Source organism: Shewanella intestini, assembly GCF_018221465.1.
Classification (GTDB): domain Bacteria; phylum Pseudomonadota; class Gammaproteobacteria; order Enterobacterales; family Shewanellaceae; genus Shewanella; species Shewanella intestini.
The window spans coordinates 123,419-145,363 of record NZ_JAAIKR010000004.1; the positions used below are offsets into that span (position 1 = coordinate 123,419).

The following is a 21,945-nucleotide window of genomic DNA, read 5'->3' on the forward strand; positions in this document are numbered from 1 at the left end:
TAGATCATGTTTCACAGGCTAAGTTCGCGATAGATACCGCAAAGTGTGAACTGTTCGATGTTTTGCTAAGTCGAATAGGTAACAGATGATAAATTGGGACGTAAGTTATATTAGCTTATGCTTTTTTAAATTTAAAATTCTTTTAAATCATCACGTTAATTGTATCACAAAAGGGGTAGATTATGATTGTTAACATGTTTCAAACAATTAATGGCGTAATTTATAACTAATTACTGATTGGATTTACGTTTTTATGAAAATGTAATTCGCTAAAACCCATAAAAATGAGAGCTGAAAACGTTACAGAGTGTATCCTAGTGTGATCTAGATCGGATTTGTTTGTGATCGCAGCGTATTTAGGCCATTAACTCAATCATATACGTGGCCAGCAAATAAACTTAGCGAGACTGAGTGATGTTTTACAGGATGAAAAAAAGCATCCAGCGTACACCGTGAAAAACAAATGGCGTATGGGGTAATGCTGTAGAATAATTTTCGCTTTTAGGCGTAATTGATATAAAATCCGCCGTTCATTTTTTAGGTTAGGTGACACCATGCTTTCAGCAGCTTATTTAAATCGATTTGGCGGCATTGCGCGTTTATATGGGCAAGCGGCACTGCAGCAATTTCATGACTCACATGTGTGTGTTGTGGGCATTGGTGGTGTGGGTACTTGGGTTGCGGAATCTTTAGCCCGAAGTGGTATTGGTCAAATTACCTTAATCGATTTAGATGATATTTGTGTGACCAATACTAATCGCCAATCTCATGCAACGGCATTGACCATAGGCCAGTCTAAAGTTGAGGTGATGGCCAAGCGTATTAATGATATCAACCCACAATGCCAAGTGAATCAAATTGAAGATTTTGTCACCCTGGATAATATCGAGACATTATTCCCCGCTAAAGCCAATGGCGGCAGTATTGATTACGTTATTGACTGTATTGATGCGGTAAAGCAAAAAGCCGCGCTGATTGCTTGGTGTAAACGCAATAAGGTAAACATAGTCACGATTGGTGGCGCTGGTGGGAAAACCGACCCGACTCGCATTCAATTAACGGACTTATCAAAAACCATTCAAGATCCGCTGCTGGCAAAAGTAAGGCAGATATTACGTAAAGAATATAACTTTAGTAAGAACTTGCAGCGCCGCTTTGCTATTGATGCTGTTTATTCAACACAACATTTAGTCTACCCACAGACAGACGGTAGCGTCTGTGCCAGCAAAGCGGATATGAATGGCAGTGCACGAATGGATTGTGCATCTGGTTTTGGCTCTGTCACTATGGTAACGGGGACATTTGGCTTTGTTGCTGTAAGCCGTGTATTAGACAAGCTAACTGCAAAAGCCAATAAAACAACGTAATAGAGTTTAGTCATCAGTTGTTAACCGCATTTGCTAATAAAATGACCACAGCTTTGTCATATAAACGCAGATAAATATTGTTTAAATCTACTTGGGCTAACAAACTGCCCACTTGGGTTGCACCATTATTGTTATATATAAGTGGAAAGTGCTTCTCCATCATGTCTTGATGTTTAATTTGTTCTGATTGCCATCGCTGTGCACTGTCATCTTTTATTGAAATATGTAGCTTTTTTTACGCACTTTAGCGGCTTTTTATACACGCAAGTTTTTCATGTGTAATGATATAAATAAGGCTTTTTAGAGTGTGGTTTATTAGCTGTTTTTTTATTTAGTTAAATATATTGTTATTGGCACTATTATTGCTTTTTCGTGTGTAGGAACAATTTTCTGACACAGTGAGCACAGCATGAAAAAAGTCGATTTATCTAACATCTCCGTTTCAACAGGAAAGCGTTTTTTTGCAAGTGCCATGCTGTGGTGGGTGATAGCGTGTGCAAGTATGCTATTTGTCCCAACGCATGTGCTGGCGAACTTAGCCATTGATCAATTTGTGGCGCAGCATTCACACTTTATTGGTTTAGGATTATTAATTGGCGTGGCTTTCTTTTTAAGTCAGTTGTTTTCATTTTTTGCTGATGAATCTATTCAGTATTTAAAAGCAAAAAAAATGAAAGAAGTGATTGAGTCGAAAGTTAAGCTGCTAGATCCCTCTGAACGCGCGCTGTTAAGAGAGTTTTTCTTACAAAGCTCAACCATTCTTACGTTGCCACAAAATGAATTAGCGGTAAAAACCTTAGTTGAAACCAATATTATCGAAAAATTAGGAAATGACCGTCATTACGCTATTCAAGGGCCTACTGCTGATTATAAAATTTCTATGCAAGCGCGGGTGTTTTTAAATCGTGAGGTATTGCGTTTACCATCGGGCACACCAAGTGAAGATGAACTTAATCATTTAATGAAAGCCAGACCAACCTTTGTCAATGGTATAGTGCAGACGCGTAAACAACCGGTATAAATGATAGATAATAAAAAACCGCCTGATTGGCGGTTTTTTTATGCGCCATGAGGCGGCATGTCAAATATACGACGCCAAGCTATAAGTGCTTATATCACCGTGTGTCTAGGGTTATTCTTTGGGCGCTGATTTGACAATAAACATCCACATTAGATAAGTCATAATGCCAAAGGTGCTGAATATGACAATCATTGAAAGTAACCCAACAGGGTTGCCAAACATTAAATCTAACCAAAATGCCATGAGATCCTCCTTGATGTAAATGAATAGTTATTTTAATGCTGTTAATTAATTGCGGTCATGATCTTAATCAAGCTTTGTTTGTAATAGTGATGATGTTGAGGTTGATTAGAAGCAGAGTATCCTTGATTAGATTTTCGTCTGTTTGTGTGAGAATTGAGCGTTCGTAGGGGTTTTAAAAAAAAGAGCAGTTAAAGCACTTGCCATTCAAGTTGGTCACGGTATAATTCTCGCCACTTAATTAAGCTTAGCTTAGTTAAGCACTGTATTTAAAGCATTAGGTTTTAAATGATGTATTACAGAATTTAATGCTTTGCATACTAAAAATTTGCTTCGCTATTTGCCTGAGTGGTGGAATTGGTAGACACGTCGGATTCAAAATCCGATTTCTTCGGAAGTGACGGTTCAAGTCCGTCCTCAGGTACCATACTTTTAAACCTTGTTTTTACAAGGTTTTTTTGTATCTATCATATAGTAAATAATCTAATAGCCACATCATCAGGCTACTTTTTCCACATTCTTTGCATGAACCTATTTTAGGTTTCCTTTCCTAATTATACCGCCCAGCATCAATTACCTAAGACATCCTTAAACATTTTTCTATATTGAACATTTTAATGGGGTGGTAATCCCCGCGAAAAATAATCGCTGCTAAAAGTAGAATTTCTCGTAAATTAAGCAAAGCGAGTGCTCGTCCTTTGTTTTCCTTTGTTTTCTATCCGTTTTGTATCACGCCGCTGACCTAATATGTTTATTGAATCGTCGTCAGTTAAAATGCCAGTGCCATTGTGATGAGAACGAGTTGCTTAATTAACGGCACATGTAAGCAACGTGATTAACGCTAATGCTGCTGAGCTTATTTATGCAGCCGTTGCAAATTGTTTGATAATTAACAACGGCTTTGGCAAATAACGGTGATCAGTTAAGTAATGCTTGAGACGCTGTCATTGGCTGCTCAGAGGCATGCTTTTCTTTATTTAACCACTGACTTAATTGTTGGTTCACATCATCTGCAGAGGATTGCATAAACCAATGGCCGCCTTTTATTGCAATCACTTCGGCTTTATTTTTCTCAATAATTTGGTTTTTCCAACTGTCAGCATGAAACCACACTTTCTTGTCGTTGCCATACATAAATAAAAATGGGGTTTGATAGTCGTCAATACTTAATGAGGGGTTTAAATTCTTAGTCAATACACTGTGCCAGAGGTGGTAGTAAGGGTAGGTTAGGCGTGGCTCTGAACGTAAGTCATTAATGGTTTTGCTGGCATCGACATCAGCTAAGTTTAAGATGTTCTCAGCGGTATATAGTGTTAACTTTTCACCCAAAAATTCAGGTAGTGTCCAAGCAATGGCTAAGGCTAAAGTGTATTGCATATTCACTTTTGGTCGTGGTTCATCACCAAAGCTACCTACATCAAACAGTACTAGTTTGTCGACTAAGCTGTTTTTTTCTAGGTAATGGAACGCATAAATTGCCCCCCAGTCGTGTGCAAATACGGTTACTTTATCTTTATGTAAACTTTTAATGAACGCGTCGGTGATCATTCTAATTTGCTTGATATTATAGTGAGGCCGTTTGCCATTATCATTTTGTCCATAGCCGGGCAAGGTAAAGCGAGCAACGGTGTAGTGCTGTTTTAAGTAATCGGCTTGGGCATCCCACATAGCTAATGTGTCAGGATACCCGTGGATCATAACGATTGTTTCATCACCATTACCTTCTATCTTACTTTCAAGTTGTTGAACAATAGCGGGTAATTGCTGTTTAAACTTAGCATCTGACATGGGTGCTAATATAACAAAAAAGTAGATAAGGTATAGAATTGGCAGTAATACGATGGTGGCGATAACCATAAGTAAAGTGCGCTTTATGTTCATTTAAAACCTCTTATAATCAATCATATATGCGGAAAATATGGCAATGACTCATATTGCTTATTTAACCGAATCATTAATGGCTGATAGTTTGTGATCCTCTCCGTTGTAGGTTACGGTAATATTGATTTTATAACCACAAGATGTTGCCTTTCGGTAGGGTAATTGTTGGATTTATGATGTTGATCATATTGACTAAAATTGACTTGTTATTAAAACGGACTCGCCATTAATGACAGTATTTTTAGGGATGCTTGACGTGTATTTTTGAGGTTTCTAGGTGTAGTTATACGTTGAAGGTATTACCTATTGATTGTCGCATGTTTGCTGTGACTGACTTCGTGGCTTTTGTACGTGTTCGCTATTTTAATCTCAAACTTGCTTGCTAAGCAGGTGCTTATTCTCCTGAATTGGTGAGTAAGCACTTACAAGTTAGGCAGGCCTGTTATTGGCCGATTGATGATTGGGGGCGCGCAGGTTATTTTATATAGGCAAAAGCGTCACCAAAAAGGTGGTCTTCGTTCACGGCCATTTCTCTAAACACTTCTCGCGCTGCGCCAACCATATCAAAGCGACCGGCAATATAGATATCATAGTCGCTTAAGTCCTGGTAATCGGTTTGGATTTGTTCCAGTAAATTGGCTGTTTTGCCGTTCCAGTTTTCATCTGCAAACTCAATAACAGGCACAAATGTTAACCATGAATGCCGTTGCTGCCATTGGCGTGCTATTTGTTGATAGTACATGGCTTGTTCAGTGCGGCAACCCCAGTAAAAAGTCGTGGGGATATCTTGGCCACGTTGAATTTGGTCTTCAATGATACTTTTTATATACGAAAACCCAGTACCGCCAGCAATTAATAGGCGTGGACGGTTATGTTGAGGCCGTAAAAAGGCTTCACCGGCAGGGGCGATAATATCAATGTGTTCGGCAGTTTTTAAACGCTCAACCACTTGCATTGGATAGCTTTCTGAAACCGCAGCACCGATGTGTAATTCAATGGTTTGACTGTTAGGGGCCGATGCTATTGAGAAAGGGCGCTTGTCTTCATCGCTCATGACCACAGATAAGTATTGACCTGCTTTGAAGTCAATGGACTCATCTGGCGTGAGGCTGACTTGGTAGACGGCTTCATTAAATGGCGTCACCTGGTTAATTTTACAACGAATGTTTTTCATCTAATATCCTTTAGACCCTTTCTTTGAAGGTTTATCGATTGAGCTCATTTTTTTGAGTAACGTACGCACTAATTTGGTGGTTAGGCGTTAATTAATCATCTATGCCTAAGTCTGCCCAAATGGCGTCCACTTTTTGTTTTACTTCGGGTGCCATTTCAATTGGCGTTCCCCACTCTCTGTCGGTTTCTCCCGGCCATTTGTTGGTTGCATCTAAGCCCATTTTTGAGCCTAAACCTGCCACCGGGGAGGCAAAATCTAGGTAATCAATAGGTGTGTTATCAACCATCACCGTGTCTCGTGTTGGATCCATACGAGTGGTGATCGCCCAAATGACATCATTCCAGTCGCGGCAATTCACATCTTCGTCGACCACAACAATAAATTTGGTGTACATAAATTGGCGTAAGAATGACCAAGCCCCCATCATGACGCGCTTGGCGTGACCTGGGTATTGTTTACGGATTGAAATAACAGCCATGCGGTAAGAGCAACCTTCTGGCGGAAGATAAAAATCAATTATTTCAGGATATTGCTTACGTAAAATCGGTACGAATACTTCATTTAATGCCACACCTAGCATGGCCGGTTCATCAGGTGGTCTGCCGGTATAGGTGCTGTGGTAAATCGCATTTTCACGTTTAGTTATGTGGGTAACAGTAAATACAGGGAACGAGTCGGTTTCATTATAATAACCGGTATGATCTCCATATGGGCCTTCTTCAGCCATTTCATCAGGTTCAATATAACCTTCTAAAATAATTTCACTGGTGGCAGGCACTTCTAAATCGCAGCTAATGGCTTTGCAGACTTCGGTTCTTTCGCCGCGCAATAAGCCTGCAAACGCGTATTCACTCATTGAGTCCGGCACGGGGGTGACCGCGCCTAAAATAGTGACCGGATCACTGCCTAGAGCGACAACGACAGGGTAGCGTTCGCCGGGGTGTTTCTCTTTAAAATCTTTAAAATCCAGTGCGCCGCCACGGTGATCAAGCCAGCGCATAATGAGTTTGTTTTTACCCAATAATTGTTGGCGATATATGCCTAAGTTTTGACGGCTTTGTCTTGGGCCTTTGGTGATGGTTAATCCCCAAGTAACTAATGGCGCGGCATCACCAGGCCAGCAGTGCTGAATTGGCAGTTGGGTTAAATCAACTTTATCGCCTGTGATAATGACTTGTTGGCAAGGCGGTTTTTTTACCGTTTTAGGGGGCATGTTTAAAGCTTGTTTAAACATTGGAATCTTGGCAATGGCGTCTTTAAAGCCTCTTGGCGGCTCTGGTTCTTTCAAAAAAGCTAACAATTCACCAACATCTCGCAATGCTAGAGGGTCTTCTTTACCTAATGCCATTGCAACACGCTTAGGGGTGCCAAATAAATTGGCTAAAACAGGCGTGTCGTTATTGGTCGGATTTTCAAATAAAATGGCTGGGCCGCCAGCACGCAATACGCGATCGCATATTTCGGTCATTTCTAAATTAGGATCAACAGGGTGACTTATGCGCTTTAACTCACCGTTGTCCTCTAGGTGTTTGATAAAGCTGCGTAAATCTTTAAAGCTCATTATTCAATTTCCTAATAATTGTCCCCGATGGCGGCACTATAGCATTTTTATAAAAGTGGGTTAAGGAATTTGCGTCATGTGTGGTTTTATCGGTGTCAATTGACGATTAGACATATACCGTTATAGGAGTAGTATTAACTCATGCTAATGTAGAACGAGGTAACACCATGAATATGAGTTTTGTTCGCCCTCGAAAAGTGGCCGTCATGTTACTTTTTTGTAGTGTGTTTCGGGGGGTAAGCATGACGCCGGCAATGGCGACATCTTCTGGGGCTGTGTTAGCTTCATCGCAAGTAGTTATGAGCCAATTTGCGATCCTTAATCACGCGGCTTTGTATCCCCATAAGCGTTTACATCATGAGCGTCACCATCATGATCATTCTAAGCATCATAAAAAGCATTATTCCCATGCACGCGATCCTTGGCATTGGGGCGCGAGTTGGGATAGTCGATGGAGAAAAAGTGTCGGCATTGGTTGGATCAGTGGTTTTTATGATCCGTGGCGTTGGAATTCATGGGATAAACGCCATTGGAATGGACGCTATATTCATGCTCAAAGATATGTGCGACCCACGCCAGTTGTGACCCCGATAAAAATTATCCCTAAAGCTGCACCATTATCAAAACGTACCACTCATATGGCTTATGACAGCGGCTTGCATAGTTTACCTGCCAACGCCAAAGTCGTTATACGTAATAATAAACCTTACTATGTTTGGCAAGGCGTGACTTATCAATATGATTGGTCTAAAGAGCGTTACATGGTGGTTGAAGATAACGCTGTCGAAAGTGTAAAAACTCAATAGTGGGGTCTTCTTTTACGAGGTACATGGCGGTATCTGCTGCCATGATTAAATTGGCACTGTCATTTCCGTCAGTAGGAAATTGACTGATGCCAATACTTGCCCCAACTTGGAAGTGATAGCCATTGATCAATATGGGTTGTTTGATGGCGTGTAAAATGTCGCTAACTTTGGCCTCAATATCAACTCGGTCTTTAATGATATCAAGCCATATAACAAATTCATCGCCACCTAAACGGCCGACAATATCAGTATTTCTAACTGCTAAATTTAACCTGTTAGCAATGGTTCTTATAACACAGTCTCCCATTTTATGACCGTGGTTGTCGTTAATGGCTTTAAATTTATCTAGGTCAATAAAAAGTAGGGCGGCGCAGTCTTGTGTGCGTAGGTTGCGTGATATAGCTCGGTCTATTTGTTTGATGAAGGCACGGCGGTTAAGGCTGCCGGTTAATTCGTCGTGCTCGGCTAAAAAAGTCAGCTTGTGTTGCTGGTTAATGAGCTCTTGTGTCTGGCGTTTTACTTCGCGCTTTAATTCTTGCTTTTTGATAGTGATGTTATTTAAAGACTGCTTCATGTGGTTGAAACGTTGGATGAGAATGGCAAATTCATCATCAACATGATGTGCTGTTTTCCTTGATAAATTTCCTTCTGCCACTTCTTCCATTTCACGGGAAAAAATTAAAAAGCCGCGTTTAAACCTTTTTAAAGAGATAAATGACCAAACCGTGACTAAAACAGCTAAAACACATAAGACCATCCCATTGAAAATTAATAACATTTGCTGCATGTTGCGGGCTTGTTTGATGGTGGTGTTGTGAAGTCTAGACATCTCTTGGGTCATTGATTCAATTAACTGACTAAATTGTGACTTTAATAACCGTGCATCATCATTTAAACGAGAATGTGGTTGAGATTGATCGTTAATCAGTACGCTAATATCAGCATTTAGGTGGCTAATATTTTGTAATATGCTGCGTTGTTGGAGGCTCCAATCTATGTTGTTCGATAACGTTGTAGCTAAACGGTTTTGGTGCTTTTGTAAGGCGGTTAGGGCGTTTTGGTCCATCGATTCGTGATACATCCATAACTGTGAACGTAAGCTGTCTATATTGAGTTGGATTGTCATTGAATGTTCAAGTTGATGATAAATTTTTTGCTGGTATTTATGCGCTTCAGTTAGCGTAAGCCCGATGACTAATGTCAATAAAAAACAAAAAAACACGGTGAGTTTTAATCTGCGAGAAAGGGTCATATTAATACTCACCGTATCGTTGAGTATGCTTATTCAAACGCGGATAAACGGTTGGTGAATGGATACTTGTTGGCTGTGTTTTCGTTGCGATATATGTTGTAGTTGCATGAATGATGGTGAAAGTCATAACGTCATTGTCGGCAGGGATAAGTAAGGTGTAAACCCAATCATCAACGTGTTTCATTTGATATCCAATTATAGTAAAGAAGGTTGGATTTTGAGTGCAATCATTGATGCGTTTGTGCTATTGGTTGCCATATCTGTATATGGTCTTTAATTGCTTCAATATCACTTTGGTTCATTACCTAACTACCACCTAAAAACACGCTAGGTAGCAATGCGTCATTGTATGAATAAGTCGAGCTGTTAAAGGTCCATCTACTTTCGTTATGGGTTTATAACGTATTGCGCTATGCAGCTAGAGTTCACAAAATCCTTTTGTTTTGAAAATTATAGTTGTTATTTTTTTAACTGCTTGATTTGTTTAATTGAATGGTGTGACTTTTAGCATCAATAACCATACCAAGCCGAGATAGCGAGGCGTGGAGAAGACATTCATAAATCAAAGAGGGGCAAGAGTGCAACATTCGGGTTTAAGCAGACCTGTTTATGTTGATACCAACGCTGGGGGTCGTTGATAGCTGCATTTGCACTCTTGCCAAAAGCTTTTGTTTGACGCAACTGTATTCGGGTGAAACTTATTTATCGTTAGCGATATAGCCGATTTATTGTTGTAAGTGGCTAAGCTGTTTGTTCAAGTGAGCTAACTTTTGTTGTAACAGCGCTATTTCACCGATGATGTCATCTTGCTGTTTACATTTTGAGCTTTGTGATGCTTTAATCCATTGGTAGATCTTTTTAGCAGAAATACCATGTTCTTTAGCAACTTGAGACAATAATTTATTGTGCTCAGTCACTTCTAAAATTATCCATTGTTTAAATGAGCTTGGTTTATTATTAAGGTCATTCATCGCGTGCTCCTTCAATTTGCTCAATACCCTATGATTCGACATCCCAGATACTTAAACCAAGATGACGATAGAACTGTTGTTGCTGACACCAATAATTTTTGGTTTGCGAGCTCAGTTTGCTAAGCATTAAGGAAAGTGGGGTTCGTTGAGTTAATTTAGTGGCTTTCATCAAACATTCCTTCTTGTTCATTAATGATAAACGTACATACCTCTTTATGGGTATGTTATTGCTATGGAATTTTTGTGCCAAACTAAATATATTATTTTATTGTTTTTTATCAGAGGGTTAATTTGCTCAATTAAAATGAGCATGATGACTAAGGCCCCAAAATAGTGCGGGTGCACTATTTTTGGTGCTTAGTATTTGGCGGATGTGATTGAACAGATGTGATGAGACTTGGTTAAACCGTTACATTAAAAAGGCTGTTGCCAAGCCTAAGAATGCAAATAAACCGATAACGTCAGTGACGGTGGTTAATACCATGCCGCCAGCAAGTGCAGGGTCAATATTGAGGCGTTTTAAGATGAGCGGAATTGCCGCTCCGGCTAAGCCCGCAACCGTCATATTAATTAGCATTGCACCGCCAATAAGGCCTGCTAAGGCAATATCACTTTTCCATAACCATACCGCGAAAAATACCAGTATGGCCCACATAATGCCATTTAAGCAGCCGATAGCAAGCTCTTTACCGATAAGCCAACGAGAGTTACTTTGACCAATATGACCAAGGGCAATACCGCGGATCACTAAGGCCAAGGTTTGGTTGCCTGCAACGCCCCCCATACTGGGCACAATGGTCATTAAAATTGCGATAGTGGCAAATTGTTCAAGGGTGTGTTCAAACATATTACTGACGGAGGCGGCCAGTAATGCAGCAAATAAATTGATCGTTAACCATACTGAGCGGCGAAAAGTGCTTTTAACTACAGGGCCAAAAGTGTCTTCATCATCATCCATACCTGCCATTCCCATCATGGAATGTTCAGCATTTTCGCGGATCACATCGACTACATCATCAATGGTAATTCGCCCGAGTAATTTGGCGTCGTCATCAACAATAGGAGCCGAAACCCAGTCGTGGCGTTCAAATAGTTGGGCAACCTCATTTGCTGGCATGTTGGCAGGAATGCTCTCTAATTCGACATCCATAACCGCGCGAACGGTTTCACTGGGGTTACAGGTGAGTAGATCTGCTAACCTGACTCCACCTAATACTCGGTCTTGACGGTCAACAACATACAGCATGTCGGTAGTTTCAGGTAGGTGACCGCGTTGACGTAAATAGCGCAAAATGACATCGATATTGACATCAGGTCGTAAGGTTACTGTATCAGTATTCATAATACTGCCAGCGGTGTCGTCAGGGTAACTTAGTGCTTGTTCAACACGATGACGATCTTGACTGGTCATTGACTGCAACACTTGTAAATAAACCGTATCAGGCAAGGAACGAAGAATATAGGCAAGGTCGTCGGTATCCATTCCGGCCGTGGCTTGGGCAAGGCGTTCTGGTGTCATGCTGCTAATTAATGAGTCTTTTAGCTCTTCACCGAGTTCTTCTAATACTTCACCGGCTTGTTCTTGATCGATAAGTTGCCACAATACTTGTCGGCTACGAGGGGGGGAGGATTCTAAGATTAATGCAACATCAGAAGGCGCCATGTCATGCAGCATATTTCTGACATGAACAAACATGCCACTACTGAGCGCTTGGGTGAGTTTTGTGAGTCTTTGTTCTGTTAACTCAGCATCTAATACTTCGATACCCATTGATAGACCCTTGCAAGAATATTATGTGCTAATGGTAGCTTAACAAATACGGCATCACTAAAAGTTTTTAAGATTCGGGTGTTTATCGGTATTTACTTAACAACTTTCTTCAAATTTTGCATCAATTAAGGCACTTATTGCATCAAGCGCGGTTTGGGCATCTTGCCCTTGAGCATTGAGGGTGATGGTTTTGCCAAAACTGCTTTCTAACATCAGAATGCCAAGTACGCTGGCGGCACTGGCTTGTTTGTTGCCTTGATGCAAGGTGACTTGAGCATCAAAAGTGGCGGCGAGAGTAGCCAGTTTCGTTGCCGCTCGAGCATGCAAACCGAGTTTGTTAGAAATCGTGACCTGGCGTTGCAACATAAAGCGGTTCTCGCGATAACGTGGATTTATTTGTGGCTGTGACTGCCATTTTTATTTAGTTCTCTATGCTGGGCATTAATGCGGTGCTTTAGATGGGTCTTTAAGCGTTTGGCAATTTGCTCTGCGATATAAACCGAGCGATGTTGGCCACCGGTGCAGCCAATGGCAATGGTCACATAACTGCGATTATTGCGCTCTAAATGTGGCATCCAAGTGTCAAAAAAGTTTTCAATTTGCCAAATGAATTTGTTTACTTGCGCCTGGCGGCCTAAAAACTCTTGTACTGGCATATCGAGTCCGGTTAGCGGACGTAGTGCCGGTTCCCAATGTGGGTTTGGTAAAAAACGGACATCAAACATAAAATCAGCTTCTTTAGGCATACCGTGTTTAAAGCCAAAAGATTCGATATTAATCACGAGCTCTTTATCTACGCTGCCCAGTAATATTTCACGTACTTTGTCGCTCAGTTGGTAAATATTTAATTCTGAGGTATCGATGTAATGATCAACAATTTTAGATACGGGCTCTAGCAGTTTTCCTTCTTCGATAATGGCTTCTTGCAGTGATAGTTGGTTTTTAGAAAGCGGATGTAAACGCCGGGTTTCGCTATAACGTTTAAGGATGACTTGGTCATCGGCGTTGAGATAAAAACTAACGATTTCAATGACACTAGCCGCTTGCTCAAGTTGTGCTTTAAGCTCTTTGCTTTGCTCTTCAATGTTACGGACATCAACACTGATAGCAATAAACTCATGTGTCCCTTTTAGTTGCTCTAATAAGGTATTAATTAGTGGAATAGGAAGGTTGTCGACACAATAATAACCAAGGTCTTCAAGTACCCTAAGTGCGACTGACTTTCCTGAACCTGAACGACCTGAGACGATGACAAGTTTCATTGTGTAATGACCTGATAGAGTTCGCTATCATCTTGTGATTTACGAAGCTGCTTGAGTATAAGTTTATCACTTAGCTTTTCTGCCATTGCTGCCAAGGTTGCTAAATGTTGCTGACATTGATCTTTGGGTACCAGTAGGGCGAAGAGTAAATCGACCGGTTTGTCATCAATGGCGTCAAATGTGATAGGTTCATCACATTTGATAAATACGGCAATGGGTTGCTCAATTTGGTCTAAACGACCATGTGGAATTGCAATGCCATTGCCGATACCTGTACTGCCCTTTTTTTCTCTCGCAACAAGGCTTTCAAAAATTGCTTGCGAAGATAGGGTTGGGTGATGGAAAGCGACCATGTCACTGATGAGTTCCAATACCTTTTTTTTACTGCCCGGAGTGGCACAGGTGGTGCATTCCGGCTGCAGGATGGTGCTTATTTCCATCGTTAATGTTTTGTCAGTTTCTCTTTATGTTTAATTACCTGACGATCGAGTTTATTCATCAGAGAGTCAATGGCGGTGTACATATCATTGTTTTGTGAGGTCGCAAAAACCTCACTACCGTTTAAGCTAATTTTGGCTTCGGCGATGTGCTGTTGCTTGTCAACATTTAGTATGACCTGCACATTATTGATCTGATCGAAATGTCGTTCAAGCTTTGAGAATTTGCTGTTAACAAAATCTCGCAATGAATCGGTGATATCAATATGGTGCCCTGTTAGGTTAATTTGCATATGTCGTCCTCCAGTGTTGAGTATGTTTATAAACTCTTACGTTGATTTGAGGGTGGAATAAGCATTGCTTCTCGATATTTTGCAATCGTACGGCGGGCAACATTAATCCCTTGTTCCGCTAAAAGTTGTGCTATTTTGCTGTCGCTTAATGGTTTTTTCTGATTTTCTGCCGCGACCAGTTTTTTAATAAATGCGCGAATGGCGGTTGATGAACATTCTCCGCCGTCATCGGTGCTGACATGGCTAGAAAAGAAGTATTTTAATTCAAATAATCCACGTGGGGTATGCATGTATTTTTGCGTGGTGACGCGTGAAATGGTCGATTCGTGCATTTCTACGGCTTCAGCAATGTCGTTGAGTACCATTGGTTTCATGGCTTCTTCGCCATATTCAAAGAAGCCTTGTTGAAACTGAACAATGCAGGTAGCGACTTTTAATAACGTGTCATTACGGCTTTCTAAGCTTTTGATAAACCATTTTGCTTCTTGCAAATGCCCGCGAATAAACTGGCTGTCAGCTTGGCTTTTAGTGCTGCGCGCCATTGATGCATAATGTTGATTAACCCCAACTTTCGGCATGTTGTCAGGGTTAAGCTCGACAACCCAGCGGCCGCTTTTCTTAAACACGGATACATCAGGTATGACGTATTCATCTTCTGCAGGGGTTATCGCAGCGCCCGGGCGTGGATTAAGCGATTGAATTAAGTAAATTGCATCTCTTAATTCGTCCTCTTTTAGCTTAGTTTTACGCATTAATAGTCTAAAGTCACGACCAGCAATAAGGTCTAAATAGTCCTTAATCAGCATTTTTGCGTTATCAATGTGCGGTGTGTCTTTTGAAAATTGTGCCAGTTGAATAAGTAAGCATTCACTGAGGTCGCGCGCTGCAACGCCAATGGGGTCAAAATGTTGAATGCGCTTTAGTACCGCTTCAACTTCATCAAGTTCAACGTCTTCATCACCCATTGCATGTAAAATATCGTCAGCAGTTTGGGTGAGATAACCGGTGTCATCAATCGCATCAATAATGGCCGTTGCAATGGCGAGGTCGGTGTCAGAGAAAGGCGTAAGATTTTTTTGCCACTCTAAATGCTCGTATAAACCAACCGTGGTTTCACCTTGAAATGGCATGTCGTCTTCACGCATGCCAGCACTGCTTGCTCCTGAGCTTGGTGCTGACGAGGCGGTGTACATTTCATCCCATGTGGTGTCCATTGGAAGATCTTCTGGCATGGCATCTTTTGACAGTGATTCGCCAATATCGATATCTGAGGTGTCTTTTTCTTTTACGGCTTGGTTCGCTTCACTGAAGTCGGTGTCTGATTGGTTTTTATTTTCTTTAGCTGCTTCAGTAGCATCGTAAAAATCTTCTTCTAACTCGAGTAATGGATTGGAATCCAATGCTTGTTGAATTTCTTGTTGAAGCTCTAATGAAGACAGCTGCAATAAGCGAATGGCTTGTTGCAGTTGTGGGGTCATTGTCAGGTGTTGACCCATTTTGAGCTGGAGTGACGCTTTCATTTACCACTTATCCCTAGGTATCGTTAAGAGACACACTTTTCGATGCCGACGACTGATAATTAGATTCTTTTACATGCGTTTATCTAATTTCAGCGTCGTGATTAAATCATTAAACGCCAATAACTATAGCTTGAATTGTTCACCTAAGTATACCGCTCGAACCTGTTGATCACTTAAGATCTCATCTGGGGTTCCTTCAGCAATCAAATTACCTTGGCTTACGATATAAGCGCGTTCGCATACATCAAGTGTCTCGCGTACATTGTGGTCAGTAATGAGGACGCCTAAACCACGGGTTTTTAATTGTTGAATAATCTTTTTAATGTCGATGACGGAAATGGGGTCGACACCGGCAAAAGGTTCATCTAATAAAATAAATTTTGGATTGGCAGCCAGTGCTCGTGCAATTTCAACGCGGCGACGTTCACCACCTGATAATGCCATACCTTGACTGTCACGTATGTGAGTAATATGGAATTCTTCTAGTAAATGTTCCAGCTCTTCAACGCGTTGATCTTTTGACAATTCTGAACGTGTTTGTAGCACGGCCATAATGTTGTCATGTACGGTAAGCTTACGGAAAATACTGGCTTCTTGCGGCAAGTATCCAATACCTTTGCGCGCGCGTAAATGCATTGGATCTGAGGTTAAATCGTCGCGGTTGATTAAAATGCGGCCATGATCGCTTTTGACTAAGCCAACAACCATATAAAACGTGGTGGTTTTACCAGCGCCATTAGGGCCAAGTAACCCTACGATTTGCCCTGTAGTGACCGATAAGCTGACATCTTTAACAACTTGGCGATTTTTATAACTCTTAGCCAGGTTTTCAGCCGTTAAAGTGATTTGCTCTGTCATTGATTTCCCTGCTCATTATTCTGGTTTGAAACGTCAGCGGTAACGGGTTTTGCTGGCTGTTCAGTCGGTTGTTGCTGTGGTTTATTTTGTTGATTTTCAGTTGTATCGTCAGGCTGCTCTTGGAAGTTTTCAGGCTGAATAATGGTAATCACTCGTCCATCGCCTTTACTTTGAGCAATCAATTCTTGCTTGTTAATGTTGTACTGAATCAAATTACCGGTGACTTGGCTGCCCGCCTGGTCTAATTTAGCATTGCCTGTGAGGGTCAGCGTTGTGGTAGCAAGGTCATAACGCACTTCAGAAGCACTCGCTGTTCCCACTTGGCCGTCATCGAGTTCTTGTGAAAAAGTGGCTGGTGTTCCTGTTGCTACTAATGTTTTAGTCACTGAGTTTTCAGAGGTGAATGCGCGCAGTTCGTCGGCATTGATATTAATGCTGCCTTGCGAGACATTAACTGGGCCAAAGAAAATAATTTGGTTATTTTTTATGTCGGCTTTTTGGCTCACTGCGCTAATTTTGACTTGTTGTTGTAAGTCACCTTGTTTGGCTTGAGCGGGCAAGGTGGCTAGTCCAGTTAGTGCGATGGACAACAATACTGTAGTCAATGACAGTTTGTTAGATTTAACGTGGCTCATAAATTCCTTGTACCTGTTCAAGTAGTGTAAGTTCTCGGGTGTTTAAGTCAGCATGAAGACCAATACCCTTAATTGAAAATCCATTACCATTAATAATGACCTGTTTAGATGAGGTACCTATTAAGGTGTTTAAGTCGAGCTGAATATATTGGGTTTTTAATGATTGCAATGGTTCGTTTACGTCGATTGCATCAATCAATACGTCATCAGATAAGGTGACTAACCCTGAGTCTTTATCTAGTTTGCCTTTGTTGGCACTGAGTCGCCATTGAGCTTGACCATCTTGTGGATAAACTAAATAGACCGGTTGGGTAAAATGAGTCATGTTAGTCGACTCAAAATGTTCCATGTGTTTTGCTGTAACTTTACTGTCAACGATACCTTGTTCATTAAAGGTAATGGTTTTTAAGTTGTTAGCAATAAAGTCGGGGCGCTCTATAGATGTTCCTATTTGAGCTTGCTGGGCGTTGCGTTTAACTTGTACTTGCCAGTACAAGATGATCGCCGCACCAAAAAAAGCAATAATAGCCCATGTTACTCGATTCATATGCTCATTCCATGGGCATCGGCAAGTTTGTTTTGGCTTAATAAGATTAAGTCAGTGAGTTCACGCAGAGCGCCATGGCCGCCATTAATGCTGGTTGTCATGTCACAATGTGTCATAACAAATGGGTGACCGTCAGCAACGCAAACGGATAAACCGACGGCTTTCATGACCGGTAAATCCACCATATCATCGCCAATATAGGCCACTTCATCAGGCGTGACGTTATATAGGTTAAGCAATTGCTCATAAGGGACAAATTTATTATCAACACCTTGGTAAATATGTGTCACTCCCAGGGCGGTCATACGTTGTTCAACGACGTTAGATTTACGCCCAGTGATCACCGCGACTTTAATACCACTCGTTAATAGCGAGCGAACGCCGTAGCCGTCGCGAGTATGGAAGGCTTTTAGTTCTTCGCCAGTATTACTTAAATAGATACGCCCGTCTGAAAATACACCGTCAACATCGCATATTAACAGCTTTATTTTTTGTGCTTTTTGCCAGATAAGGTCTGAAACTGGGCCATATAATCCTTGTTGCATTAAATTACTCCTGCTTTAACCATATCGAGCATGTTTAACGCGCCAACAGGGCGGTGTTGTGTATCGACCACCATTAAACCGTTAATATTTTTATCGTCCATAACTTGCAAGGCTTGTGCGGCTAAAATACCCGCTTGAACAGTGACGCAGTTTGGGGTCATCACTTGTGCAATGGAGGTATTTCGTAAATTAATTTGCGCATCGATCACTCGGCGTAAATCGCCGTCAGTAAAGATACCAACTAAATTATTTTTATCGTCGACAACCCCTGTCATGCCAAGGCCTTTTTTGGTGATTTCATAAAGTGCATCGGTGATGGAGATGCTTTGCTTCACTATTGGAAGGTCGGCATCTTTGTGCATGACATCGTCAACTTTTAATAGTAAACGACGCCCTAATGACCCGCCAGGATGCGACAGTGCGAAATCGTCACGCGTAAACCCGCGTGCTTGCAGTAATGCTACCGCTAATGCATCACCCATTGCTAATGTCGCTGTGGTACTTGATGTCGGCGCAAGCCCAAGTGGGCAAGCTTCTTCTGGCACTTCTATGCAAAGGTGCAGTTTCGCTAACTTGGCCATATTAGATTGCGGTTTACCAGTGACAGCGATAACCGGCACGCCCATACGTTGTATAACAGGCATTAAGGTTAAAATTTCGCTAGACTCACCTGAGTTTGAAATGGCTAATACAATGTCATTTTTAGCCAATGCGCCTAAGTCGCCATGACTGGCTTCACCGGGGTGAACGAAAAATGCCGGTGTTCCGGTACTGGCAAATGTGGCCGATATTTTATTGCCGATATGGCCTGATTTCCCCATCCCCATGACAATGACTTTACCTTTGCACTGTAAGATGAGTTCACAAGCACTGCCAAAAGCATCGGAGTCTACATATTGATATAAATTATCTAATGCTTGTTTTTCAATATCGATTACTTTGCTGCCCCATTGGCGCAATTGCATTTGATCTACCATGTGTTCTCTCTTTTAAATCGTTTGTTACTTGTCACTTATTGAGATTGAAAAATGACGAATTGATAAGCAATAAAAGTAATGAGTAATAGTACGCCATGCCAAGGCGTGAGCTGTTTTTTCACGCCAGTTGATAATACTAATATGGCGAGTGCTGCACTGGTTCCCAGCACCATATAAAAATCCCGTCCGCTTGCTGATGCATCTATTTCACCAGGGGCGATGATTCCTGGTAGTGCTAAAACGGCAAGGATATTAAATAAGTTTGAGCCGACAATATTACCGATGGCTAAATCATCTTCTTTTTTTAGTACGCCTGAGATACAAGCGGCTAATTCAGGCAAACTAGTGCCTACAGCGATAATCGTTAATCCAATCACAAGATCAGATAACCCAAAGTATTTTGCAATGCCGACCGCACCATCTACCATCCAATCAGCCGACAGCGGCAGTAAAATCATGCCTACAATTAACCATATAGTAGCATGAAGCATTGGGACATTTTGGGGGATATCCGCTTCTAATTCTTTATTTTGTGGGTCTGGAGTCTCTTTATATATAGCTTGCCAGATAAAAAATCCCATTAAGGCGAAAAAAGCCACTAATAAAATAATCCCGTCAACTCGGCTTAGTACACCATCGTGAAGCAAATAACCAGCAAGTAAGGTTGCTAAAAGCATTAAGGGAATTTCGCGTTTAAGCGTTTTAACGCTAACGGCAATCGCACCTAAAAGTGCGGTGAGCCCCAAAATAAGGGTAATATTGGCGATATTTGAACCTAATACATTACCAATAGCGGTGTCAGTCATACCATTCACCGCGGCGGTACTGGCGACAAACATTTCAGGTGCAGAACTGCCCATCGCAACGATGGTTAAGCCAATTAACATAGGAGGTAATCCTAAGTTTCTAGCAAAGGCCGCGGCGCCATAAACAAAACGGTCTGCACTCCAGACTAAAATAAGTAAGCCAACGATTAATAAACCGATATTTAGAAGCATGATGGGTTAACAGTAAATAGAAAGTTATGCGCATTTTCGCTGGATTTAAACAAAAATGAAAGCTCTGAAGTATAAATGAATACCAGTAGCATAAGATATGCACGGATAATGTTGTAGCAATCAAATAAATTGCGTACAATTTTATCTCGTATTTATTACCAGGTAGGCTTGCACCTGTGCAAATCATGTCTCAACAGTCTGATATAAATCAATCCCCACTCGTAGAAATTAATCACCTTGGATTCAATCGTGGTTCGCGTGTTATCTATGAAGATATTTCGTTGACTATCCCGCGAGGTAAAATTACGGCGATCATGGGGCCAAGTGGTATCGGCAAAACCACCCTGTTAAAGCTAATTGGTGGTCAGTTAACGCCTGAACATGGTCACGTATTATTTGATGGCGAAGATATCCATCAATTGTCGCGTAATGCCTTGTTTGAAACTCGAAAACGAATGAGCATGTTGTTTCAAAGTGGCGCTTTATTTACTGATATGAATGTGTTCGATAATGTGGCTTTTGCTTTACGTGAACATAGTGGCTTATCTGAATCGATTATTCGCAAAGTGGTACTGATGAAGCTACAAGCGGTTGGGCTTCGTGGTGCAGCGTCTTTAATGCCTAATGAATTATCAGGTGGAATGCAACGTCGAGCGGCGCTTGCTCGCGCGATTGCATTAGAGCCTGAACTTATCATGTATGATGAGCCTTTTGCTGGCCAAGACCCTATTTCAATGGGCATGCTAGTGAAACTTATCCGAGATTTGTCATCATCGTTGTCATTGACGTCGTTGGTTGTGTCTCACGATGTGGATGAAGTCTTAGAAATTGCCGATTATGTTTATGTTATTGCAGATAAAAAAATTATTGCTCGCGGCACACCTACAGAGCTTAAACAGTCAAATAATTTGCAATTACAGCAGTTTTTAGAAGGTCGTCCTGACGGTTCGGTACCTTTTCATTTCCCCGCAGAAGATTATCAACAGGAGCTGCTTCGTGAACTTGATTGATTCCATTGCCAATATAGGCCGCAGTGCTATTCATTTAGTCATGGGATTAGGGCGTGCAGGTTTAATGCTATGGGGTGCGATTGTTCATGTACCTAATTTGCGCAAAGGTGGCCCATTGCTCATTAAGCAACTTTATGTCCTTGGTGTGCGCTCTGTGGTTATTGTTGTAGTGTCGGGGCTTTTTATTGGCATGGTATTGGCGCTACAAGGGTATATCATTTTAGTCGATTTTGGCACGGAAGAAAGCTTAGGCCCTATGGTCGCATTAAGTCTTCTACGTGAACTTGGACCGGTTGTTACTGCGTTATTGTTTGCTGGAAGGGCGGGCTCAGCGTTAACGGCAGAAATCGGTTTGATGAAATCAACCGAGCAGTTATCAAGCTTGGAAATGATGGCGGTAGATCCATTAAGGCAAGTTATTGCACCGCGATTTTGGGCTGGAGTGATTAGTTTACCTTTGCTGTCATTAATGTTTTCAGTGGTGGGCATTTTAGGTGGTCACCTTGTTGGTGTTGAATGGAAAGGAATTGATAGTGGTGCTTTTTGGTCTATCTTGCAGGCATCAGTTGAGTGGGACAAAGACATTCTTAATACTATCATTAAGAGTATGTTGTTTGGCATTGTGGTGACTTGGGTTGCCCTTTATCGTGGTTATGAAGTTGAACCAAACCCAGAGGGAATTAGCCGCGCAACGACCTCGACGGTTGTGCAAGCGAGTTTAGCCGTGCTTGCGCTTGATTTTCTGCTAACGGCATTAATGTTCGGTAGTTAATTAAGTTGCTGATTTGATGAGTCTAAGTGATTAAAATAATCAGAATA

The 21,945-nt window shown here is 41.4% G+C and carries 26 protein-coding genes and 1 tRNA gene; 6 read left to right on the forward strand and 21 right to left on the reverse strand.

The window, feature by feature from the left end:
* Positions 1-554: 554 nt before the first annotated feature.
* Entirely contained in the window at positions 555-1,367 is an 813-nt protein-coding gene (gene tcdA / locus G3R48_RS06360; protein WP_153661807.1) for a tRNA cyclic N6-threonylcarbamoyladenosine(37) synthase TcdA, read from the forward strand.
* A 13-nt stretch (positions 1,368-1,380) separates the two neighbouring features.
* On the opposite strand, the gene G3R48_RS06365 is transcribed toward tcdA, so the two are convergent.
* Positions 1,381-1,590 carry a hypothetical protein gene (locus G3R48_RS06365; protein ID WP_212593252.1) on the reverse strand — a complete coding sequence of 70 codons (210 nt, stop codon included), beginning with the start codon at positions 1,588-1,590 and terminating at the stop codon, positions 1,381-1,383.
* Positions 1,591-1,776: 186 nt separating this feature from the next.
* Between G3R48_RS06365 and G3R48_RS06370 the strand changes: the two genes are divergently transcribed.
* Complete coding sequence (locus G3R48_RS06370) at positions 1,777-2,388, forward strand: superinfection exclusion B family protein (protein ID WP_153661803.1); 612 nt, start codon at positions 1,777-1,779, stop codon at positions 2,386-2,388.
* Between the two features lie 111 nt (positions 2,389-2,499).
* Here the strand turns inward: G3R48_RS06370 and G3R48_RS06375 are convergent, their stop codons facing one another.
* Positions 2,500-2,631: a DUF3149 domain-containing protein gene (locus G3R48_RS06375; RefSeq protein ID WP_153661801.1), complete on the reverse strand. Its 132-nt coding sequence runs from the start codon at positions 2,629-2,631 to the stop codon at positions 2,500-2,502.
* Positions 2,632-2,970: 339 nt separating this feature from the next.
* On the opposite strand from G3R48_RS06375, the gene G3R48_RS06380 reads away from it, so the two are divergent.
* Positions 2,971-3,055 (forward strand) — tRNA-Leu (locus G3R48_RS06380).
* A gap of 491 nt (positions 3,056-3,546) precedes the next feature.
* Here G3R48_RS06380 and G3R48_RS06385 read toward each other — a convergent pair.
* From G3R48_RS06385 to ubiD, 3 genes are all read right to left on the reverse strand, one after another.
* Positions 3,547-4,509 (reverse strand): alpha/beta fold hydrolase, encoded by a 963-nt coding sequence (locus G3R48_RS06385; RefSeq protein ID WP_153661799.1) that lies wholly within the window; start codon positions 4,507-4,509, stop codon positions 3,547-3,549.
* A 475-nt stretch (positions 4,510-4,984) separates the two neighbouring features.
* Positions 4,985-5,683 carry an NAD(P)H-flavin reductase gene (gene fre / locus G3R48_RS06390; RefSeq protein WP_153661797.1) on the reverse strand — a complete coding sequence of 233 codons (699 nt, stop codon included), beginning with the start codon at positions 5,681-5,683 and terminating at the stop codon, positions 4,985-4,987.
* A gap of 91 nt (positions 5,684-5,774) precedes the next feature.
* Entirely contained in the window at positions 5,775-7,244 is a 1,470-nt protein-coding gene (gene ubiD, locus G3R48_RS06395; protein WP_153661795.1) for a 4-hydroxy-3-polyprenylbenzoate decarboxylase, read from the reverse strand.
* Between the two features lie 167 nt (positions 7,245-7,411).
* On the opposite strand from ubiD, the gene G3R48_RS06400 reads away from it, so the two are divergent.
* The gene (locus G3R48_RS06400; RefSeq protein ID WP_153661793.1) at positions 7,412-8,050 is read left to right on the forward strand and encodes a hypothetical protein; all 639 of its coding nucleotides are present in this window, start codon (positions 7,412-7,414) and stop codon (positions 8,048-8,050) included.
* Here G3R48_RS06400 and G3R48_RS06405 read toward each other — a convergent pair.
* From G3R48_RS06405 to G3R48_RS06480, 16 genes are all read right to left on the reverse strand, one after another.
* Positions 7,992-9,302: a diguanylate cyclase domain-containing protein gene (locus tag G3R48_RS06405; RefSeq protein ID WP_153661790.1), complete on the reverse strand. Its 1,311-nt coding sequence runs from the start codon at positions 9,300-9,302 to the stop codon at positions 7,992-7,994. The two genes, G3R48_RS06400 and G3R48_RS06405, sit on opposite strands and share 59 nt — an antisense overlap.
* 1 nt (position 9,303) lies before the next feature.
* Positions 9,304-9,486: a hypothetical protein gene (locus G3R48_RS06410; RefSeq protein ID WP_153661788.1), complete on the reverse strand. Its 183-nt coding sequence runs from the start codon at positions 9,484-9,486 to the stop codon at positions 9,304-9,306.
* Positions 9,487-10,027: 541 nt separating this feature from the next.
* Positions 10,028-10,273 carry a transposase gene (locus G3R48_RS06415; protein ID WP_194823836.1) on the reverse strand — a complete coding sequence of 82 codons (246 nt, stop codon included), beginning with the start codon at positions 10,271-10,273 and terminating at the stop codon, positions 10,028-10,030.
* A gap of 28 nt (positions 10,274-10,301) precedes the next feature.
* Entirely contained in the window at positions 10,302-10,442 is a 141-nt protein-coding gene (locus G3R48_RS06420; RefSeq protein ID WP_153661784.1) for a hypothetical protein, read from the reverse strand.
* A 240-nt stretch (positions 10,443-10,682) separates the two neighbouring features.
* The gene (mgtE, locus tag G3R48_RS06425) at positions 10,683-12,044 is read right to left on the reverse strand and encodes a magnesium transporter (RefSeq protein WP_153661782.1); all 1,362 of its coding nucleotides are present in this window, start codon (positions 12,042-12,044) and stop codon (positions 10,683-10,685) included.
* A 96-nt stretch (positions 12,045-12,140) separates the two neighbouring features.
* Positions 12,141-12,410: an HPr family phosphocarrier protein gene (locus tag G3R48_RS06430; RefSeq protein WP_153661780.1), complete on the reverse strand. Its 270-nt coding sequence runs from the start codon at positions 12,408-12,410 to the stop codon at positions 12,141-12,143.
* 26 nt (positions 12,411-12,436) lie between these two features.
* Complete coding sequence (gene rapZ, locus G3R48_RS06435; RefSeq protein ID WP_153661778.1) at positions 12,437-13,306, reverse strand: RNase adapter RapZ; 870 nt, start codon at positions 13,304-13,306, stop codon at positions 12,437-12,439.
* Positions 13,303-13,746, reverse strand: coding sequence for a PTS IIA-like nitrogen regulatory protein PtsN (gene ptsN / locus G3R48_RS06440; RefSeq protein ID WP_153661776.1), 444 nt, complete (start codon positions 13,744-13,746; stop codon positions 13,303-13,305). The genes rapZ and ptsN overlap by 4 nt, the downstream gene beginning before the upstream one ends.
* Positions 13,747-13,748: 2 nt before the next feature.
* Complete coding sequence (gene hpf, locus G3R48_RS06445; RefSeq protein WP_153661774.1) at positions 13,749-14,036, reverse strand: ribosome hibernation promoting factor; 288 nt, start codon at positions 14,034-14,036, stop codon at positions 13,749-13,751.
* A gap of 26 nt (positions 14,037-14,062) precedes the next feature.
* Positions 14,063-15,556 (reverse strand): RNA polymerase factor sigma-54, encoded by a 1,494-nt coding sequence (locus G3R48_RS06450; protein WP_153661772.1) that lies wholly within the window; start codon positions 15,554-15,556, stop codon positions 14,063-14,065.
* Between the two features lie 123 nt (positions 15,557-15,679).
* On the reverse strand, positions 15,680-16,414 hold the full coding sequence (gene lptB, locus G3R48_RS06455; RefSeq protein WP_153661770.1) for an LPS export ABC transporter ATP-binding protein: 735 nt from the start codon (positions 16,412-16,414) through the stop codon (positions 15,680-15,682).
* Positions 16,411-17,049: a lipopolysaccharide transport periplasmic protein LptA gene (lptA, locus tag G3R48_RS06460; protein ID WP_153661768.1), complete on the reverse strand. Its 639-nt coding sequence runs from the start codon at positions 17,047-17,049 to the stop codon at positions 16,411-16,413. The genes lptB and lptA overlap by 4 nt, the downstream gene beginning before the upstream one ends.
* Positions 17,036-17,596, reverse strand: a complete 561-nt coding sequence (gene lptC / locus G3R48_RS06465; protein ID WP_153661766.1) for an LPS export ABC transporter periplasmic protein LptC — start codon at positions 17,594-17,596, stop codon at positions 17,036-17,038. The genes lptA and lptC overlap by 14 nt, the downstream gene beginning before the upstream one ends.
* Positions 17,593-18,141 carry a 3-deoxy-manno-octulosonate-8-phosphatase KdsC gene (gene kdsC / locus G3R48_RS06470; protein WP_153661764.1) on the reverse strand — a complete coding sequence of 183 codons (549 nt, stop codon included), beginning with the start codon at positions 18,139-18,141 and terminating at the stop codon, positions 17,593-17,595. Before kdsC ends, lptC begins: the two co-directional genes overlap by 4 nt.
* Positions 18,141-19,118, reverse strand: coding sequence for a KpsF/GutQ family sugar-phosphate isomerase (locus tag G3R48_RS06475; RefSeq protein WP_153661762.1), 978 nt, complete (start codon positions 19,116-19,118; stop codon positions 18,141-18,143). The genes kdsC and G3R48_RS06475 overlap by 1 nt, the downstream gene beginning before the upstream one ends.
* Positions 19,119-19,153: 35 nt before the next feature.
* Complete coding sequence (locus tag G3R48_RS06480) at positions 19,154-20,116, reverse strand: calcium/sodium antiporter (RefSeq protein ID WP_153661760.1); 963 nt, start codon at positions 20,114-20,116, stop codon at positions 19,154-19,156.
* A 185-nt stretch (positions 20,117-20,301) separates the two neighbouring features.
* Between G3R48_RS06480 and G3R48_RS06485 the strand changes: the two genes are divergently transcribed.
* Both G3R48_RS06485 and mlaE read left to right on the forward strand, forming a co-directional pair.
* The gene (locus G3R48_RS06485) at positions 20,302-21,126 is read left to right on the forward strand and encodes an ATP-binding cassette domain-containing protein (protein WP_153661758.1); all 825 of its coding nucleotides are present in this window, start codon (positions 20,302-20,304) and stop codon (positions 21,124-21,126) included.
* Positions 21,113-21,898 carry a lipid asymmetry maintenance ABC transporter permease subunit MlaE gene (gene mlaE, locus G3R48_RS06490; protein WP_212593246.1) on the forward strand — a complete coding sequence of 262 codons (786 nt, stop codon included), beginning with the start codon at positions 21,113-21,115 and terminating at the stop codon, positions 21,896-21,898. Before G3R48_RS06485 ends, mlaE begins: the two co-directional genes overlap by 14 nt.
* The last annotated feature ends 47 nt before the right edge of the window (positions 21,899-21,945 follow it).

Excerpts from the sequence above, each read along its gene's own strand:
- G3R48_RS06420 (WP_153661784.1), bottom strand. The coding sequence starts at position 10,442 with ATGAAAGCCACTAAATTAACTCAACGAACCCCACTTTCCTTAATGCTT.
- tcdA (WP_153661807.1), top strand. The coding sequence starts at position 555 with ATGCTTTCAGCAGCTTATTTAAATCGATTTGGCGGCATTGCGCGTTTA.
- lptA (WP_153661768.1), bottom strand. The coding sequence starts at position 17,049 with ATGAGCCACGTTAAATCTAACAAACTGTCATTGACTACAGTATTGTTG.
- rapZ (WP_153661778.1), bottom strand. The coding sequence starts at position 13,306 with ATGAAACTTGTCATCGTCTCAGGTCGTTCAGGTTCAGGAAAGTCAGTC.
- mgtE (WP_153661782.1), bottom strand. The coding sequence starts at position 12,044 with ATGGGTATCGAAGTATTAGATGCTGAGTTAACAGAACAAAGACTCACA.
- G3R48_RS06410 (WP_153661788.1), bottom strand. The coding sequence starts at position 9,486 with ATGAAACACGTTGATGATTGGGTTTACACCTTACTTATCCCTGCCGAC.
- G3R48_RS06480 (WP_153661760.1), bottom strand. The coding sequence starts at position 20,116 with ATGCTTCTAAATATCGGTTTATTAATCGTTGGCTTACTTATTTTAGTC.
- ubiD (WP_153661795.1), bottom strand. The coding sequence starts at position 7,244 with ATGAGCTTTAAAGATTTACGCAGCTTTATCAAACACCTAGAGGACAAC.
- G3R48_RS06375 (WP_153661801.1), bottom strand. The coding sequence starts at position 2,631 with ATGGCATTTTGGTTAGATTTAATGTTTGGCAACCCTGTTGGGTTACTT.
- G3R48_RS06415 (WP_194823836.1), bottom strand. The coding sequence starts at position 10,273 with ATGAATGACCTTAATAATAAACCAAGCTCATTTAAACAATGGATAATT.
- G3R48_RS06385 (WP_153661799.1), bottom strand. The coding sequence starts at position 4,509 with ATGAACATAAAGCGCACTTTACTTATGGTTATCGCCACCATCGTATTA.
- G3R48_RS06475 (WP_153661762.1), bottom strand. The coding sequence starts at position 19,118 with ATGGTAGATCAAATGCAATTGCGCCAATGGGGCAGCAAAGTAATCGAT.
- G3R48_RS06450 (WP_153661772.1), bottom strand. The coding sequence starts at position 15,556 with ATGAAAGCGTCACTCCAGCTCAAAATGGGTCAACACCTGACAATGACC.
- lptC (WP_153661766.1), bottom strand. The coding sequence starts at position 17,596 with ATGAATCGAGTAACATGGGCTATTATTGCTTTTTTTGGTGCGGCGATC.
- G3R48_RS06485 (WP_153661758.1), top strand. The coding sequence starts at position 20,302 with ATGTCTCAACAGTCTGATATAAATCAATCCCCACTCGTAGAAATTAAT.
- lptB (WP_153661770.1), bottom strand. The coding sequence starts at position 16,414 with ATGACAGAGCAAATCACTTTAACGGCTGAAAACCTGGCTAAGAGTTAT.
- G3R48_RS06400 (WP_153661793.1), top strand. The coding sequence starts at position 7,412 with ATGAATATGAGTTTTGTTCGCCCTCGAAAAGTGGCCGTCATGTTACTT.
- G3R48_RS06430 (WP_153661780.1), bottom strand. The coding sequence starts at position 12,410 with ATGTTGCAACGCCAGGTCACGATTTCTAACAAACTCGGTTTGCATGCT.
- hpf (WP_153661774.1), bottom strand. The coding sequence starts at position 14,036 with ATGCAAATTAACCTAACAGGGCACCATATTGATATCACCGATTCATTG.
- G3R48_RS06405 (WP_153661790.1), bottom strand. The coding sequence starts at position 9,302 with ATGACCCTTTCTCGCAGATTAAAACTCACCGTGTTTTTTTGTTTTTTA.
- kdsC (WP_153661764.1), bottom strand. The coding sequence starts at position 18,141 with ATGCAACAAGGATTATATGGCCCAGTTTCAGACCTTATCTGGCAAAAA.
- fre (WP_153661797.1), bottom strand. The coding sequence starts at position 5,683 with ATGAAAAACATTCGTTGTAAAATTAACCAGGTGACGCCATTTAATGAA.
- G3R48_RS06370 (WP_153661803.1), top strand. The coding sequence starts at position 1,777 with ATGAAAAAAGTCGATTTATCTAACATCTCCGTTTCAACAGGAAAGCGT.
- ptsN (WP_153661776.1), bottom strand. The coding sequence starts at position 13,746 with ATGGAAATAAGCACCATCCTGCAGCCGGAATGCACCACCTGTGCCACT.